The sequence below is a fragment of the Natrononativus sp. DTA114 genome, assembly GCF_059736515.1.
This window is the reverse complement of sequence record NZ_JCASSN010000002.1, coordinates 1-16946: the sequence shown is the minus strand read 5'-3', so window position 1 is coordinate 16946 and position 16946 is coordinate 1. Positions and strand designations below refer to the sequence as shown.

Sequence of the window (16946 nt, the reverse complement as noted above, 5' to 3'; positions counted from 1 at the left end):
CCGGGCGTCACCGGCTCGGCGATTCTGGCGACTCTTTCAAGCTAAAACGGCGATTTCACCCTGCAGAAAGCGTTTACCGGTTCTGTCCGTCGTCGACGTATGAACACGGAGCGACGAACCGTGCTGGCGCTGACCGGCGCCCTCCTCGCCGGCGCGGCCGGCTGTCTCGGCGACGACGAGCCCGCGGACGACGACACCGACGACGACCCCGCAACCGGCTCGAGCGGCGGCAACGGCTTCGACGACTACGACGTCCCCGAGTTCCCGCAGCTCGAGCTCGCCACCGATCTCGACATCGACGAGGCCGCCCTGGCCGAGCAGGTGCGGGGCAACCTCGCGTTCTCGTTCGACCTGCTCGAGCAGTTGCGCGAGCAGGAGCCCGACGCCAACCTGTTCTGCTCGCCGTACAGCGTCTCGGTCGCGCTGGCGATGACCTACGCGGGCGCCCGCGGCGACACCGCCGCGGAGATGGCCGACGCGCTCCGGTACGAACTCGAGGGAGACGAACTCCACCCCGCTTTCGGGGCGCTCGAGGCCGAATTTGCGCGACGAAACGAGGACGGCGAGGGGCTACGCACCTCGAGCAGCGAGCGGACGGGGTCCGCGAGCGACGGCGAGGAGGTCGACGACCCGACCGGCAAGGATCACGACGGCCCAGCGTTCCAGCTGTCGACGGCCAACTCGACGTGGGGCGAGGAAGGGATGGCGTTCGACGACGCGTTCCTGGAGCTGCTCGAGGCGTACTACGGCGCCGGCATGCAGCTGGTCGATTTTTCGGGCTCGCCCGAGGAGGCCCGCGAGCGAATCAACGAGTGGGTCGCAGAGCGAACGAACGACCGGATCGAGGACCTGCTCCCCGAGGAGTCGATCAGCTCGTTGACGCGGCTCGTGCTGACGAACGCGATTTACTTCGAGGCGATGTGGAAGTACCCGTTCAGCGAGGCGGACACTGAGCCGGCGTCGTTCACCGGTCTCGACGGCGAGGAGACCGCGGTTGAGACGATGCACCAGTCGATCGAGGTTCCCTACGCCGAGATCGACGGCCATCAGCTGGTCGAACTGCCCTACGCGAACGACGACACGAGCATGGTGATCGTCCTCCCCGCGGCGGGCGAGTTCGAGGCGTTCGAGGAGGCGCTCTCGGTCGACCGGCTCGCGACGCTGCTCGGCGAAACCGCCCGGCCGGAGGTGGAGATCGCGATGCCGAAGTTCGGCATCGAGTCGAAGTTTAGCCTGGTCGAAACGATGCGGGAACTCGGGATGGAGCGGGCGTTTTCCGACGCAGATTTCTCGGGAATGACCGAGGGCGATAACGGGCTCGCCATCTCCGAGATCATCCACCAGAGCTTCGTCGAGGTCGACGAGCTGGGAACGGAGGCCGCGGCGGCGACCGCCGTGGTGATGGAAGAGAGCGCGCCGCCGGATCGCGTCGAACTCGCCGTCGACCGCCCGTTCCTCTTCTACGTCCTGGACCGGCCGACGGAGACGCCGCTGTTCGCCGGCCGCGTCGTCGACGGCGAAACGCTGCAGGAGGGGTAGGTACGATGGGTCCTCGCCGTCGTACTACTCGAAGGAGAACTTCTCCGCCGCGGTCTCCATGTCCTTGTCCCCGCGACCGGAGAGGTTCACGAGGATCGTGTCGTGGTCGCCCTCCTCGGCGAGTTGTAGCCCGCGGGCGACGCCGTGGCTCGACTCGAGCGCCGGGATGATTCCCTCCGTCTCGCTCAGTTCCCGGAAGGCCGCCAGCGCCTCGTCGTCGGTGACGCCGGTGTACTCGCAGCGGCCGATCTCGCGGAACATGGCGTGCTCGGGGCCGACACCGGGGTAGTCGAGCCCGGCGGAGACGGAGTGGACCTCGACGTCCTCGTCGATGACGCGCGTTTTCATCCCGTGGATGACGTCGTCGTTTCCGGCCGCGAGCGGGGCGGCGTGACGACTCGAGTCCGCCCCCTCGCCGCCACCCTCGGCTCCGTAGAGGGCGACCTCCTCGTCGTCTCGGAAGGCGTGAAAGAGCCCCATCGCGTTCGAACCGCCGCCCACGCAGGCGACGGCGGCGTCGGGCAACCCGCCAGTCCGGTCGATGAACTGCTGGCGGGCCTCCTCGCCGATGACGGACTGGAAGTCCCGGACCATCCGTGGGAACGGGTCCGGGCCGACGACCGATCCCACGAGGTAGTGGGTGTCGTCGATGTTTTCGACCATGTCCTCTAAGGCGGCGTCGACGGCGTCGGCCAGCCCCTCGCCGCCGCGGGTGACCTCGTTGACCTCGGCGCCCATCAGGCGCATCCGGAAGACGTTCATCTTCTGTCGCTCGACGTCCTTCTTCCCCATGTAGATCTCCGTTTTGAGGCCGAACAGCGCGCCGACCATCGCCGTCGCGGTGCCGTGCTGACCCGCGCCGGTCTCGGCGATCAGGCGCTCCTTCCCGGCCTTTTTTGCGAGCAACGCCTGTCCGAGCGCGTTGTTGATCTTGTGGGCGCCGCCGTGGAGCAGGTCCTCGCGTTTGAGGTAGATCTCGGCGTCGTACGGTTCGCTCAGGTTCTTTGCGTGATACAGCGAGGTCGGCCGGCCGGCGTACTCCTCGAGATGCTCCCGGAATTCGGCCTGGAAGCCGTCGCTCTTGCCGATCTCGTCGTACGCGTTCGCGAGCTGGTCGAGCGGGTCGTGTAGCGGCTCCGGCACGTGCCGGCCGCCGTAGCCCTCGAAATCACCGTGGGACATGAATCGAACATGTCCGGCGCGGTAGATAAACCTACGCTCCGTCATACCATGCCACAGTGTACGAATCCGTCGCACTCTGTTGGCACCCGTACAAACGTGTCATTGTACGATACTACCCCGCACCGACTGCCGCCACTGTATGAGACAGGTGCGCACCGGAGTCGATCGGCACTTGCTGGACTGATTACGGCGCCAGTGGATAGATTCCCCCATGAGGTGGCACTACTCTACAGTAACCGGTCGCCAGACGGTCGTTTGGGCGTGTATTCGGACGGTAGAATTATGATTGTGAGCCATAGTAGCGAGTACCATACATGCAGGACTCCGTTCCGACCGCGAATCTCCCCGACGAAGAGGTACAGCCGACGTGCTTTCACGCGGTTCCCGAGGTACACTATCCGGAACGGCTGAACGCGGCCTACGAGATGGTCGACCGCCAGGTCGAGGCTGGCCGGGGTGAGGAGCCGGCGGTGATCGCCGCCGACGAGACGCTCACCTACGAGGAGCTCCGCCAGCGGGTCAACAGCGTCGCCAACGCGTTGCTCGAGCTCGGAGCCGAACCCGGCGACCGGGTGTTCGTCCGGTTCCCGAACCGTCCGGAGTACGTCGTCACCTGCCTGGCGGTCCAGAAGATCGGCGCGATCACCGTTCCGTCGATGAAGCTCCTGCGAGCGAACGAGATCAGCTACGTCGTCGAGAACTCGGGCGCCTCCTACGCCGTCGTCTACGACGACCTGCTCGACGAACTCGAGATCGCCCGCGAGGATCACGGCCTCGAGTCCCTCAAGGAGATCGTCGTCGTCGAGGACAACGGGATCGACCACGACCACCACTCCTACGACGACCTGCTGGCGGCGGCGAGCACCGACCTTCCCGAACCGGACACCCATCGGGACGACCTGGTGATGATCGCCTACACGAGCGGCACCACCGGGAGGCCGAAGGGGACGGTTCACACCCACCGCCAGATGATGGCGATCACGGACACTTACGCCCGCTACTGCCTCGAGCCCGAGCCCTCGGACGTGTTCACGAGCAACGCCCCCATCGCCTTCACCTTCGGCTACGGGATGCTGGTTGCCTTCCCCCTGCGCTTTGGCGCGACGACCCGGATCATCCAGGAACCGACGCCGAAGAAGCTGCTCGACGCGATTCAGGAGGACGACGTCTCGATCCTGGCGTCGATCCCGACCGCGTACAACCAGATGCTCTCCGAACACGAGGACCTCATTGCGGAGTACGACCTCTCCTCGCTGCGGCGAGCGGTGAGCGCGGGCGAACCGCTCCCGCCGAGCACGTACGAGGGCGTGGTCGACAATCTGGGGGTCGAGCCGATCGACGGTATCGGCTCGACGGAGATGCTCCACATCTTCATCAGCCACCGCCACGACGACGAGATCGATCCGACGGCGACCGGCTTTCCCGTCCCCGGCTACGAGTGCAAGGTCGTCGATCCCGACACCTACGAGGAACTCGAGCGGGGCGAGGCCGGCATCCTGCTGGTGCGCGGGCCGACCGGCGTCACCTACTGGAACCGACCCGAGAAGCAACGCGAGAACAGCCACGACGGCTGGAGCATCCCCGGCGACATCTTCGTCCACCGCGAGGACGGCCGCTTCGAGTACAAGTCCCGCCGGGACGACCTGATCATCACCGGCGGCTACAACGTCCCCGGCCCCGAGGTCGAGGACACCCTGCTCGAGCGCGATGAGGTGTACCAGACGGCCGTCATCGGGGTTCCCGACGACGAGCGCGGACAGCTCGTCAAGGCGTTCGTGGTCCTCGATGAAGGCGTCGACGCGAGCGACGACCTCACCCAGGCGCTCCAGGACTACGTGAAAGAGCGGATCGCTCCCTACAAGTATCCCCGCGCGATCGAGTACGTGGCGGAGCTGCCGACGACCGAGACGGGGAAGATCCAGCGGGCGAAGCTCCGCGAGCGCGAGGAGTAGCCGGGTCACGCGAGGATTCGGCGGTTGCGTCCGTCTTCGACCGGTATCGCCGCGATCGTTCATCAGTTAGCGACACGAGAACTAAATGAGCGCTCGATGTGGAGGCGTACTGCTATCGATGACACGCTTCACTGTCGATCGGCGAACGTTCGTCCGAACCGGCGTCGCCGTCGGGACCCTCGCAACTGCCGGTTGTACCGGGACGAACGATCTCGAGAACGGCGACCTCGAGGGGGCCGCCCTCGAGACGATAGCCGAGGGGTTCGACAGCCCCTGGGGGATCACGTTTCTCCCCGACGGGGACGGGATTTTGCTCACGGAACTCGAGGGACGGCTGACCCGGCTCGACCGCGAGGGAGCGGACGTTCGGGAGATCGACGGCGTCCCCGAGGTGTACGCGGCGGGCCAGGGCGGCCTGCTCGACGTCACCCTCCACCCGGAGTTCGACGAGGAGCCGTGGGTCTATCTCACCTACGCCGCGGCGAACGACGAGGGCGAGTCGACTACCCACGTCGGGCGGGGGCGACTCGACGCCGACGGCCCGGAACTCGAGGACTTCGAGGAGCTGTTCGTCGCCGAGCCGTTCCGCGACACCAACCAGCACTATGGTTCGCGGGCCGTCTTCGGCGAGGACGGCGCACTCTACGTGACGACCGGGGACCTCCGCGACACCGATTTCACCGACGATCACGTCTCGCAGGACCTGACCTCTGACCTCGGTAAGACCCTCCGCCTCGAGCCCGACGGCTCGATTCCCGAGGACAATCCCTTCGTGGATGACGACGACGCCCAGGACGCGATCTACAGCTACGGCCATCGCAACGCCCAGGGGATGACGGTCCACCCCGAGACGGGGGCGATCTGGCAGAGCGAACACGGCGAGGAGGACGGCGACGAGCTAAACGTCATCGAGGCGGGGGGCAACTACGGCTGGCCGATCGCGACCTACGGCTGCGAGTACGGCACCGACGAGCCGGTCGCAGCGGACCCCGACGAAGTCGATGAGACGATACCGCCGGTCTACTACTGGGAGTGCAACACCGGCGGCTTCCCGCCCGCCGGAATGACCTTCTACGACGGCGACGCTTTTCCTGACTGGGAGGGCGACCTGTTCGTCGGCAACCTCGCGGGGGAGTACCTCGGCCGGTTCACCGTCGAGGGCACCGAGCGCGAGGAGATAGCGGTCGAGGAAGTCGACCCGCTGCTCGAGGGCCGCGGCTGGCGGATCAGGGACGTCGAGGTCGATCCCGAAACCGGCCACCTCTACGTGCTGGTGGACGACGACGACGCGCCGCTCGTGCGATTCGTTCCCGAGTAGGTCCGCGCGAATCCGGTTTCGTTACTCCCACTCCGGCTCACGGTCCTCGAGTTGCGCCTCTACCCCCTCCCGGTAGTCCGGATCCTCGCGGGCGGCCTCGAGCGAGATCGACTCGAGGTACGACCGACTCGCCCGGGGCGACATCTCGGCGGTGGCGTAGATCCCGTCCTTGAGCTTGCGGAGCACGCGCGGGCTCTTCTCGGCGAGCGACTCGGCGACGGCGTCGACTTCCTCGTCCAATTCCTCGGCGGGTACGCTGCGGGCGACGAGCCCTCGCCGGTCGGCCTCCTTGCCGCTGATCGTTTCGCCCGTTAACATCATGTCGAGCGTCTTCGTCAGGCCGACTGTCGCCTGCAGCATCGGCGGCGAGAAGTGGTTCACGATCCCCAGTCCGACCTCGGGCTGGCCCAGCTGGGCGTCCTCGGCCGCGATCGGAATGTCCGTGTGGAGCATGAGGTCGAACCCGCCGCCGAGCGTGTAGCCGTCGATCCGCGCGACGGTGGGTTTGCCCAGCCCCATCATCGCCTCGAACAGTTCGTTCCAGCTTTCCGTAAAGGGCTCGAGGGCGTACTCCCGCTCCCGGACCTCCTTGATATCGCCGCCGGCACAGAACGTCTCGCCCTCGCTCTGGAAAACGACGACGCGGACCTCGTCGTTCGTCTTGTATCCCTGCACGCGATCGATGATCTCGCGTTTGGTCGGCATGTCGACCGCGTTCAGCGCCTCCGGCCGCTGGAGTTCGATCCGCGCGATCCCGTCCTCGATCGAGAACCCTGCGTTGACCATGTCTTCGCCGTCACCGCGGCCCGTTGTAGTCGTTTCGTCGTGTTCGGTCCCGCTAATTACTGCGTCGTCCACCCGCCGTCGACCACCAGACACTCTCCCGTGACGAACGAGGCCATGTCGCTCGAGAGGAACGCCACGGCACTCGCCACCTCCCCCGGGTCGGCGAACCGGCCCGCGGGCGTGCGCTCGAGCAGCCGCTCGTACAGCTCCTCGTTTTGCTGTACGGGTTCGGTGAGCTCCGTGTCGACGTACCCGGGCGCGACCGCGTTGACCCGGACGTCGGGCGCCCAGTCGAGCGCCGCGCTCTTGGTGAGTCCGACGAGGCCGTGTTTCGAGGCGACGTAGCCGTGCTGGCGCTTGATCCCGACGAGGCCGGCGGTGCTCGCGACGTTGACGACCGCGCCGCCGCCGTCGAGCAAATACTCCCCCGCCGCGTTCGTGCAGGTGAAGGCGCCCTCGAGGTTCACCTCGATGACGTTCTCGAACGCTTCCGGATCGACGGTTTCGGGCGTTCCCATCCCCTCGAGCGGATTGATCCCCGCGTTGTTCACCAGGATGTCGACGCTCCCGAGTTCGTCGGCGACGCGGTCGAAGAGGGTTGTGACCGCTGCCGAGTCGGTGACGTCGGCGGGGGCGACCAGCGACTCGCCGCCCGCCTCGCGGACGATCGCGGCCGCGTCCTCGACGTCTGCCTCGGTGCGCGACACCGGCACCACGTCCGCGCCGGCGGCCGCAAGCGTTCGCGAGATCTCGAGGCCGATTCCGCGGGTGCCGCCGGTGACGACGGCGACCTGGCCCTCGAGGTCGGCTTCGGTTACCGGCATCGATCCCTCCGCGGCTCCCGGGCGAGCACTGGATTGCGCATGACAGTTCTCGATCACGCGCCGGGGCAAAGCGTGTTTCGCCGGTTCGCGGTGATGGACGGATACCGCTGTGAATGCTCTGCTGTCGGTGAAAACACCGCGAGAGCGCCAGCCCCTTTCAGCCCCGCCCGCGGTGGTTTACTCGGCCGGCCGGTTCGGATGTTTTGTGCGGGCGTTTCGTTCGAGTCGAATCGCCCCGACGAGGCGTAGCTTCTTTACCGCCCGTTTCGACGTGTCACCCATGCGCAAGCAGATCGTCACGCCGGAGGAACTCGCACCCCCGAAGGGGTTCAACCACGGCCTCACCGTCGAGAACGGCGAGTTGCTCTTTCTCGCCGGCCAGGACGCGTCGGGTCCGGACGGCGACATCGTCGCCCCGGGGGACCTCGTGAGTCAGTTCGAACAGGTGATGGCGAACCTCGCGGCGGTCGTCGAGGAGGCCGGCGGCTCGAGTGCGGACATCGTCAAGCTGAACGTCTTCGTCGCCGATCGCGACGCCTACCGCGACAACCTGGAGGCGATCGGCGAGATTTTCGCCGACTACGTCGAGGAGTACCCCGCGATGGCGCTGTTCGAGGTGAGCGGCTTCTTCAAGGACGAGGCACTGATCGAGATGGAGGGCTTCGCCGTGATCGATCCGGCCGGGCCGGACGACGACCACGACCCCGGAGCGCTATGATCGACCGCTTCGAACTCGAGGCGCGCCACGAGGCCCACCGCGAGGAGGTTCGCGAGTTCTGTGAGGGAACTATCGAGCCCGAAATCGACCGCCACGAGCGCGAGGGGGAGTTTCCCGTCGATCTCGTCCGGCTGATCGGGGAGGCCGGATTTACCGGCGTTCCGTTCCCCGAGGACGTCGACGGCGGCGGCGGAGACTATCGGTCGTTCGCGATCACCGTCGAGGAACTCGCCCGCACCTGGAAGCTCACCGCCGGCGCGGTCAACATCGCCTGCGGATTGGTGGGCTATCCGCTCAACGAGTTCGGCACCGACCGCCAGCGCGAGGAGTGGCTGGCGCGGATCTGTCGCGGGGAGTGGATTCCGGCCTTTGCGCTGACCGAACCCGAGGCCGGCAGCGACGCGGCGAATCTCGAGACCACCGCCAGAAACGAGGGCGACGAGTGGGTGATCGACGGCCACAAGATCTGGACGACCCACGGCGCGGTCGCGGACTTCCTGCTCGTGGTCGCCAGAACCGGCGGCGAGGGCCACGAGGGGATCAGCCTCATCGGCGTCCCAGAGCCCGGCGAGCGCGAGGGGTTCGAGGTCGTCCGAAACATCCCCTGTATGGAGGGCAACACCGCCGTCGAGAGCGAGTTGCGATTCGACGGTCTGCGAGTGCCCGCGGAGAATCTGGTCGGCGAGGAGGGCTGTGGGTTCCGGTACATCATGGAGGGCCTCGACGTCGGCCGACTCGGCACCGCCGCCCAGGGCGTCGGCATCGCCCAGGGCGCCTTCGAGGCCAGCCGCGAGTTCGCCGACGAACGCGAGCAGTTCGGCCAGCCGATCCGGGAGTTCCAGGGGATCGGGTTCAAACTCGCGGATATGGCCTCTCGCACCGAGGCTGCCCGTCTGCTGACCCTCTCGGCGGCCGACCAGCGAGACCGCGGCGAGCGGATCACCCAGCGGGCCGCGATGGCGAAGACGTTCGCCACCGACGCCGCGATGGAGATCGCTACCGAGGCGGTCCAGGTCCACGGCGCCCGGGGCTACTCCGAGGACTACCCCCTCGAGCGCTACATGCGCGAGGCGAAGGGCACCCAGATCTACGACGGTACCAACGAGATCAACCGACTCGTCGTCGCAAACCGGCTGTACGAGTGACCATGTCCGAACTGCAGTACTTCGAGGACCTCGAGGGCGGCCAGTCCTGGGAGCCGGGAACCGTCGAGGTCACGGAGGCGGAGATCCTCGAGTTCGCCCGCCGATACGATCCGCAGCCGTTTCACGTGGATCACGAGGCGGCGAAGCGGAACTTCGACGGGTTGATCGCGAGCGGCTGGCACACCGCGTCGATGTGTATGCGCCCGTTCGCCGAGCACGTGCTTCCGGGGGTCGCCATCGTCGCCGCGATGGGAATCGACGAGTTGCGATGGCACGAGCCAGTCCGTCCCGGCGATCGCCTCACCGTTACCGTCTCTGTCGTCGAAAAAGACCGGTGGAACGCCGAACGGGGACTGGTCACCTTCGGTCTCGAGGCCGCGAACGCCGGCGGCGACCTCGTCCACTCCCGCAAGGACCTCGTGGTCGTCGAACGTCGGGGAGCCGGTCGGTAAGCCGGCCGCGTCCGTTCGTCGAGAGGAGACAGTGATAGGTGCCACCGGAAGGCTTTTTTCGAGTTACAGCCATGTGGCACTCGATGCCATACAACATGTCTGGGGGTCGGCGGGCCGACGCGCTCGGCCGGCGAACAGTTCTCGCGGGTGCAGGTGCCGCGGCGACCGGGTTAGTCGCGGGGTGTCTCAGCGAGGACGACGGCGACAGCGGCGCCAACGGCGACGACGGCGACGGACCGATCGTCATTGGCTCGCTGCAGCCCCTGTCCGGCAACTTCGCACCGTGGGGCGCCGCACACGAGGCGGGCCTCGAGTTCGCGATCGAGGAGATCAACGACGACGGCGGGGTGCTCGACCGCGAACTCGAGATCGTCGACACGGACACCGAAAGCGACGCGGGGGAGGCCGACACGGTGTTTCGGCGGTTCGTCGAGGAGGAGAACGCGGTCGCGGTGACGGGTCCGGTCTCAAGCGACGTCGGCATCCGGACCGCCATCACGGCCGAGGAGATGGAGGTCCCGATGGTGTTACACATGGCGGGAACCCACCGGCTCCACACAAAGGAGTCGCGCTACTCGTTCCGGATGGGGTCGCTTCCGGCGCCGATGGACCTCCAGCCCCAGGCCGACCTGATCGAAGAGCGAGGCTACGAGACCGTGGGCGCGATCGTCGCCGACTACGAGTGGGGACGGACGGTCGAGGACCAGATCGAGCGGTTCTTCCCCGACGACGTCGACATCTCGGTCGAAGTCACACCGCTCGGCGAGAGCGACTTCACGCCGTTCCTGCGGGACCTGCCCGACGATCTCGACCTGCTGGTTGCGACCGGCCACCCGCCGGGCTCGATCTCGATCCACACGCAGGCCCGCGAGATCGGCCTCGAGCACGAGCTCACGACCGGGGCCGGACTGCCGCCGCGCGTGCTCCACGAAGGACTCGGCGAGGCCGGCGAGAGCTTCGCTCACCTGCACGTGACCGACGTCTACGGCGACCGATTCGGCGAGGTCGCCGGACGCTTCGCCGACGCGCGAGACGACCGGATGGACACCCACGAGGGGTACGGCTACGCCGCCGGCCAGCTGATCGCGACGGCGATCGAGGAGGCCGACTCGACGGACCCGACGGAGATCGCCACCGCCATCAGGGAGATCGAACTCGAGACGCTGTTCGCCGAGCCGCTCCGATACAACGAGTGGGGCGAAATCGACGGCGTCACGGCGCTGTTCAGCACGCTCCAGTCGGGCGGCCCGGACTACTACCCCGACGGCGAGTTCCACCTCGAGGAGGAGTTCCGCAGCGATCCGATGGACGCGGAGATCGTCGAACCGCTCGTCGAAGACGCTCCCTGATCGCCCACTCGTTGGGAGCCGCTCCGCCTCAGTCTCGCAGGTAGGCCTCGGTCACGCGGTCGCTCTCGAGCAGCGCGTCCGCCGAATCCTCGAGGGTGATGCGCCCGTTCTCGAGCAGGTAGGCCCGGTCGGCGAGCCCCAGCGCCTCGTGGACGTGCTGTTCGGTGAGCAACACGGTCGTCTCCTCGCTGATCGCCTCGACCTTCTCGAAGACTCGCGCGACGAGCTTCGGCGCCAGCCCGACGGAGAGTTCGTCGAGCGCCAGCACTTTCGGCTGGGCCATCAGCCCGCGACCGATGGCGAGCATCTGCTGTTCGCCGCCGCTGAGCGTGCCGGCGCGTTGATCCCGGCGCTCCTCGAGGACCGGAAACAGGTCGAACACCTCGTCGCGAGTGTCTTCGAACGAGTCGCGACGGCGAAAGGCACCCATCTCGAGGTTCTCGACGATGGTCATGTCCGTAAAGAGGTTTCGCGCCTCGGGGACGTGAACGAAGCCGAGATCGACGATCTCGTCCGGCGAGAGGTCGCTCGCGTCCCGGCCGAACAGATCGATTCGCCCGGAGTCGACGGCGAGCAGTCCCGACAGCGTCTTCAGCAGCGTCGTCTTGCCGGCGCCGTTGGGGCCGATCAGCGCGACGACTCGATCGTCCTCGGTGAGTTGCATCGAGACGTCCCAGAGCACCTGGAGGTCCCCGTACGAGACGTTCACGTCCGAGACCCGAACCGTCACGTCGTTGCTCGCACCGTCCGCAACGTCGTCGCTCACACCGCATCACCCAGGTACGCCTGTGCGACGAGGTCGTTCTGCTGGATCTCCGCGGGCGTTCCCTCGGCGATGAGCGCCCCCTCGTTGAGAACCAGGATGCGGTCGGTGTTCCCCATGATCGCCTCCACCACGTGTTCGATCCACAGCACCGAGATCCCGAGTTCGTCTCGGATACGAACGATCGTCGCCGTGAGTTCGTCGATCTCCTGGGGAGTGAGCCCGCTGCCGATCTCGTCGAGCATCAGGAGTTTCGGGTCGGCTGCAAGCCCGCGGGCCAGTTCGACGTGCTTTCGCTGGGCCATCGTGAGGTGGCGGGCTTCGGTCTCCTCGAACCCCTCGAGGCCGACGAAGGAGACGAACTGCCGAGCGTGCTCGCGGGCCTCGGGTATCGATCGGTCGGCGCCGGAGCCGAAGACGGCGCCGGTGAGCACGTTCTCGAGGACGGTGGACTCGTTGAAGGTGCGGACGATCTGAAAGGTTCGGACGAGCCCGTGGTGACAGATCTGGTTCGGCTTCAGCCCCGTGATCGGCGTCCCGTCGAACCGCACCGTTCCGGAATCCGGTGGCGAAATGCCGTTGATCGCGTTGAACAGCGTGGTCTTTCCCGCGCCGTTGGGACCGATGAGCCCGACCAGTTCCTCGGACTCGAGGGTGAAGCTCACGTCGTCGACCGCGACGAGCCCTCCGAAGGTTTTCGTGACCCCGGAGACGTGTAGCATGGCCCACCGATTGCCGCCCACCGTTAAATAGTTTGGCTCGGCCCTCGCTGCTGTCCGGACCACAAATCGGCGATTCAGTCCCTGTAGATGCGGCTTCGTGGCGTGTCAGTCAGTCAGCCACACGGCTTCGGAAAAGTATAAACGGGCAGCGAGAAAGGTAGGGAACATCGATGGATGTGATAACACTCCTCGAGGTGGCGATCGACGGAGTGGCTCGTGGGTTGCTGTTCGCGCTTCTGGGCGCCGGAATCACCCTCGTCTTCGGCCTGGGGAACGTCCTGAACCTCTCGCTCGGCGTGTTCTCCGTGATCGCCGTCGTCGCCGGCGTCGTCGTCCTGCCGATGGTGCCCCACACGGCGCTCGCGGCGCTGGTGGGCGTCGCCGCCGTCGCCGGCCTCGGCCTCGGCGTCGACCGGGCGCTGCTCTCGAGCGTCTACCGCTCGGAGGGGGAGGATCGGATCCTGCTCGGGATCTTCACGACCCTGGGGCTGGCCATCTTCCTCGACGGACTGCTGTACGTCTACTACCCGCTCGGCTACTCGCTTCCCCACGGCATGTCCTCGCAGACGATTGCCGGGGTGAGCGTGCGGGGATCGACGATACTCGTGATCGCTTTCTCGAGCGTCGTCCTGTTTGCGCTGTTCGTCTTTCTCCGGAAAACCTACCTGGGGAAGGCGACGCGAACCGTCTTCCAGGACGAAACCGGGGCGTTGCTCTGCGGGATCAATCCGCGGCGGATCCGGACGCTCATCTTCGTACTCAGCGTCGTCCTCGCGGGGATCGCGGGGCTGCTCTGGAGTTTGCAGTCGGCCGTCGGCCCCGGCGACGCCTTCGAGTTCACGATCTTCGCGATCATCGTCTCGATCGTCGGCGGCGTGCGAAACATCGAGGGCACCGTCGTCGCGGGCCTCCTGCTCGGCCTCGTGCTCACCTTCGGGAACTACTTCATCGGCGCCTACGTCTCGATGGTGATCCTGTTCGCCGTGGCGGTTGGCGTGCTCGTGTTGCGACCCGACGAAATTTCGTGACCATGACACCGATCACTACACCGAACGAATCGACCGACAGCGCGGAGGAACGATGAGTACTGACGGCGTCGGCTCGAGCGGGCTCTTCGACCGATTTCGGTCGTTCGGCGACATCGGGCTGGTCGTGGGGGCGCTCGCGCTGTTGCCCCTGTTCGTCGTCGAGGCGGGGATGACCTACCAGGCGCGCCTGCTCGTCATCTTTCTGGTGTTCGCCATCCTCACCGTTGCGCTCAACCTCGTCTTCGGCCACACCGACCAGCTGTTCCTGTTCGTCGGCGCGCTGGCGGGAATCGGTGCCTACACGACGGCGCTGCTGGCGGAGAGCCTCGGCGTCTCCGCCTGGCTGCTGTGGCCCGTCGGCGGCCTCGCCGCCGGCACCGCCGGTCTCCTCGTGAGCTACGTCTCGGCCCGCCGGGGGATGACCGTGATCGTCATCGCGATCCTGACCCTCAGCCTCCAGCTCGCGCTCACGCAGTTCTTCGTCGGCGCGCGGGACATCACGGGGGGTAACACCGGCTTCGCGTTTACCGAACTCGAGGTCACGTTCCTCACCGAGACGCTGAACTGGAACCCGTTCGTCGCGCTCTACTACGTGTTGCTCGTCTTCCTGGCCGCAACGCTCGTCCTCTACCGGCTGTTGATGGCCTCGAAGTACGGACTGGCGTTCAAGGCGATCCGCCAGGACGAGGTCGCCGCCGAGTCCGTCGGCATCGACGTCGTCCGCTACAAGACGATCGCCGGCTTCACCGGGGCGGCGATCATCGGCCTCGTCGGGCCGCTGTACGCCCAGTCCGAACGCTACATCGTCCCCTCGATGTTCGAGTTCGCCGCCGTCGACGTACTGGTGCTGATCATGCTCGTCCTCGGCGGAATGCGGACGCTGTATGGTCCCGTCGTTGGCGCCGGCGTGGTCGTCTACCTCAACGAACGCCTCCAGGAGGCCGGCCAGTGGCGTACCGCTATCTTCGGTGCACTGTTGATCATCCTCTTTCTGTACTTCCGGGACGGCATCGTCCCGAAGGCCAGGGAACTCTGGGAGAGCGACACGCGAACCGACCTCACCTCGTCACTCGCGGATCGGCTTCGGTAGCCACCTCGAGCCGCGGCGCGCTTTCGCTCCGATCGTCTCTCGAGCGGACGCCGCGAGCGCACGGCTTTTGGGCGTCCCCTCGGTACTCCCAGTATGGACCTCACCCACCGTCCCCGCCGGCTCCGACAGGACCGCATTCGGGGGCTGGTCAGCGAGACGAGCCTCGAGCCCTCTGACCTCATCGCCCCCGTCTTCGTCGACGCGACGACTGACGAGCGAATTCCGATCGAGTCGATGCCGGGTCACGAGCGGGTGCCCGTCGAGGACGCCGTGGCTCGCGTCGAGGAGGTGCTCGAGGCCGGCGTCGAGGCGGTGATGCTGTTCGGCATTCCCGAGTCCAAGGACCCCGAGGGAACCCGCGCCTGGGCCGCCGACGGCGTGATTCAGGAGGCGACCCGCCGAATCACCGACGAGACAGACGCGTACGTCATCACCGACGTCTGTCTCTGTGAGTATACGGATCACGGCCACTGCGGACCGCTGGAAGCCGGCCTCCGGGAAGAAGCCCACGACTGCGCCGACCGGGAGGCGACCACCACGGTGGACAACGATGCAACCCTCGCGGCCCTCGAGCGGATCGTCACCTCCCACGCGGCCGCCGGCGCGGACATGGTCGCACCTTCCGGGATGATGGACGGGATGATCGAGGTCATCCGCGGGGCGCTCGACCGCGAGGGGTACGAGCACGTCCCGATCATGAGCTACGCGGCGAAGTATCAGAGCGCCTTCTACGGCCCCTTTCGCGACGCCGCCGACGGGGCGCCCGCCTTCGGGGACCGGCGCCACTACCAGATGGACCCGGCGAACCGCCGCGAGGCGATGCGTGAGGTCTCCCTCGACGTCGAACAGGGCGCGGACGTGCTGCTGGTCAAACCCGCCCTGCCCTACCTCGATATCGTGAGCGACCTTCGCCGCGAGTTCGACCACCCGATCGCCGCCTACAACGTCTCCGGGGAGTACGCGATGCTCCACGCGGCGAGCGAGAAGGGGTGGCTGGATCTCGAGGAGACGGCACTCGAGTCGCTGCTCTCGATCAAGCGAGCAGGGGCGGATTTGATCCTGACGTACTTCGCGGAGGCGGTCGCCGAGACTCTGTAGGCGATTCGGCCGCAGGAGGCTACGAGCCGGCGCGACCGAGCACCTCCGCCAGCGCCCCCCGCTTGATCAACGCGAAGCCGAGTGCGATGACGGCGAAGCCGACCACGGTCGTCGCCGCGAGCCCCTCGGCGAGCGCGAGCCAGCCGACGAGCGCGGCGAACACCGGGATGACGTAGCTCACCAGGTTGAGTTCCACCGACCCGAGCCGATCGAGCAGGACGAAGTACAGCAGGTAGCCGACCCCGCCGGCGACGGGAACCAGGTAGACGAACGCGATCACCGCCCCGCCGGTCCACTCGACGGACTGGGGTTCGCCCAGCGCGACGCTCGCGAGGTGGAGCATCGGCGCGCCGACGAGCATCATCCAGCCCTGGAGTGCGGCGACGGGAAGATCGCTCCGGGTTCGCTGGATCAGGACCGCGCCGAGCGCGAACGCGAGCGCGGACGCCAGCACCAGTCCGACGCCGAACGAGTTCGCCGACTCGAGGCCGGACGCGTCGGGATTCGCGACGATCGCCGTTCCGAGAAAACCGAGCGCGAACCCGAGGCCGCCGAGGACCGTCAGGCGCTCGGTCGGAAGCAACAGCCGCGAGAGGCCGGCTGTGAGGATGGGGATCGTCGCGACGACGACCGCCGCGACGGCGCTCGTGACGTACTGCTGGCCGGCGAACAACAGCGCGTGATGGGCGGCGACGAGCAGCGCACCGCCGGCGAGAATACCCGGGAGATCGCCACGACAGGGTCGCCACCGGTACCCTCGAGCAATCGCGTACCCGAGGACGAGCAGCGCCGTCGCGTCGAACCGGAGGGCGGCGAACAGGACGGGCGGGACGACCTGGACGCCGGCACGGACGGCGGGAAACGAGGTCCCCCAGATCGCGGCGACGAGCAGGAACGTCGCGGCAGTTCGGTACCGCATGACCCACGGTTCTCGGCAAGCAAAATAACAGTTCGGCCGTGGGGGGGGGGGGGGGGCGGGG

General features: G+C 67.0%; 16 protein-coding genes. 10 read left to right on the top strand and 6 right to left on the bottom strand.

Going from position 1 to position 16946, the window contains the following annotated elements:
- The first annotated feature begins 99 nt into the window (after positions 1-99).
- Positions 100-1539: a serpin family protein gene (locus tag AC6I6S_RS08035; RefSeq protein WP_497949348.1), complete on the top strand. Its 1440-nt coding sequence runs from the start codon at positions 100-102 to the stop codon at positions 1537-1539.
- 24 nt (positions 1540-1563) lie between these two features.
- Here the strand turns inward: AC6I6S_RS08035 and trpB are convergent, their stop codons facing one another.
- Positions 1564-2721 (bottom strand): tryptophan synthase subunit beta, encoded by a 1158-nt coding sequence (gene trpB, locus AC6I6S_RS08030; protein WP_497949347.1) that lies wholly within the window; start codon positions 2719-2721, stop codon positions 1564-1566.
- A 314-nt stretch (positions 2722-3035) separates the two neighbouring features.
- Between trpB and AC6I6S_RS08025 the strand changes: the two genes are divergently transcribed.
- Together AC6I6S_RS08025 and AC6I6S_RS08020 are read left to right on the top strand one after the other, a co-directional pair.
- On the top strand, positions 3036-4673 hold the full coding sequence (locus AC6I6S_RS08025) for an acetate--CoA ligase (protein WP_497949345.1): 1638 nt from the start codon (positions 3036-3038) through the stop codon (positions 4671-4673).
- 118 nt (positions 4674-4791) lie between these two features.
- Positions 4792-5991 (top strand): PQQ-dependent sugar dehydrogenase, encoded by a 1200-nt coding sequence (locus tag AC6I6S_RS08020; RefSeq protein ID WP_497949343.1) that lies wholly within the window; start codon positions 4792-4794, stop codon positions 5989-5991.
- A gap of 21 nt (positions 5992-6012) precedes the next feature.
- Here the strand turns inward: AC6I6S_RS08020 and AC6I6S_RS08015 are convergent, their stop codons facing one another.
- Both AC6I6S_RS08015 and AC6I6S_RS08010 read right to left on the bottom strand, forming a co-directional pair.
- A complete protein-coding gene (locus AC6I6S_RS08015; protein WP_497949341.1) occupies positions 6013-6777 on the bottom strand; it encodes an enoyl-CoA hydratase/isomerase family protein in 765 nt (254 codons plus the stop codon).
- 56 nt (positions 6778-6833) lie between these two features.
- A complete protein-coding gene (locus AC6I6S_RS08010) occupies positions 6834-7601 on the bottom strand; it encodes an SDR family NAD(P)-dependent oxidoreductase (protein ID WP_497949339.1) in 768 nt (255 codons plus the stop codon).
- A 280-nt stretch (positions 7602-7881) separates the two neighbouring features.
- Between AC6I6S_RS08010 and AC6I6S_RS08005 the strand changes: the two genes are divergently transcribed.
- The 4 genes from AC6I6S_RS08005 to AC6I6S_RS07990 all read left to right on the top strand — a co-directional run bounded on the left by AC6I6S_RS08005 (position 7882) and on the right by AC6I6S_RS07990 (position 11265).
- Complete coding sequence (locus AC6I6S_RS08005; protein WP_497949338.1) at positions 7882-8319, top strand: RidA family protein; 438 nt, start codon at positions 7882-7884, stop codon at positions 8317-8319.
- The gene (locus tag AC6I6S_RS08000; RefSeq protein WP_497949336.1) at positions 8316-9464 is read left to right on the top strand and encodes an acyl-CoA dehydrogenase family protein; all 1149 of its coding nucleotides are present in this window, start codon (positions 8316-8318) and stop codon (positions 9462-9464) included. The genes AC6I6S_RS08005 and AC6I6S_RS08000 overlap by 4 nt, the downstream gene beginning before the upstream one ends.
- A 2-nt stretch (positions 9465-9466) precedes the next feature.
- Positions 9467-9916, top strand: a complete 450-nt coding sequence (locus AC6I6S_RS07995) for a MaoC/PaaZ C-terminal domain-containing protein (RefSeq protein ID WP_497949335.1) — start codon at positions 9467-9469, stop codon at positions 9914-9916.
- Positions 9917-9999: 83 nt separating this feature from the next.
- Entirely contained in the window at positions 10000-11265 is a 1266-nt protein-coding gene (locus AC6I6S_RS07990; protein ID WP_497949334.1) for an ABC transporter substrate-binding protein, read from the top strand.
- Between the two features lie 28 nt (positions 11266-11293).
- Here AC6I6S_RS07990 and AC6I6S_RS07985 read toward each other — a convergent pair whose 3' ends face one another.
- Positions 11294-12031, bottom strand: coding sequence for an ABC transporter ATP-binding protein (locus AC6I6S_RS07985; RefSeq protein WP_497949332.1), 738 nt, complete (start codon positions 12029-12031; stop codon positions 11294-11296).
- Complete coding sequence (locus AC6I6S_RS07980; protein WP_497949331.1) at positions 12028-12750, bottom strand: ABC transporter ATP-binding protein; 723 nt, start codon at positions 12748-12750, stop codon at positions 12028-12030. Before AC6I6S_RS07980 ends, AC6I6S_RS07985 begins: the two co-directional genes overlap by 4 nt.
- 170 nt (positions 12751-12920) lie before the next feature.
- Here AC6I6S_RS07980 and AC6I6S_RS07975 point away from each other — a divergent pair, with 170 nt between their 5' ends.
- The 3 genes from AC6I6S_RS07975 (at position 12921) to hemB (ending at position 15966) form a co-directional block, all read left to right on the top strand.
- Entirely contained in the window at positions 12921-13778 is an 858-nt protein-coding gene (locus AC6I6S_RS07975; protein WP_497949330.1) for a branched-chain amino acid ABC transporter permease, read from the top strand.
- 52 nt (positions 13779-13830) lie between these two features.
- On the top strand, positions 13831-14868 hold the full coding sequence (locus tag AC6I6S_RS07970) for a branched-chain amino acid ABC transporter permease (protein ID WP_497949329.1): 1038 nt from the start codon (positions 13831-13833) through the stop codon (positions 14866-14868).
- Between the two features lie 93 nt (positions 14869-14961).
- Entirely contained in the window at positions 14962-15966 is a 1005-nt protein-coding gene (gene hemB, locus AC6I6S_RS07965; protein WP_497949327.1) for a porphobilinogen synthase, read from the top strand.
- Positions 15967-15985: 19 nt separating this feature from the next.
- On the opposite strand, the gene AC6I6S_RS07960 is transcribed toward hemB, so the two are convergent.
- Positions 15986-16885: a DMT family transporter gene (locus AC6I6S_RS07960; protein WP_497949326.1), complete on the bottom strand. Its 900-nt coding sequence runs from the start codon at positions 16883-16885 to the stop codon at positions 15986-15988.
- Between the last annotated feature and the right edge of the window lie 61 nt (positions 16886-16946).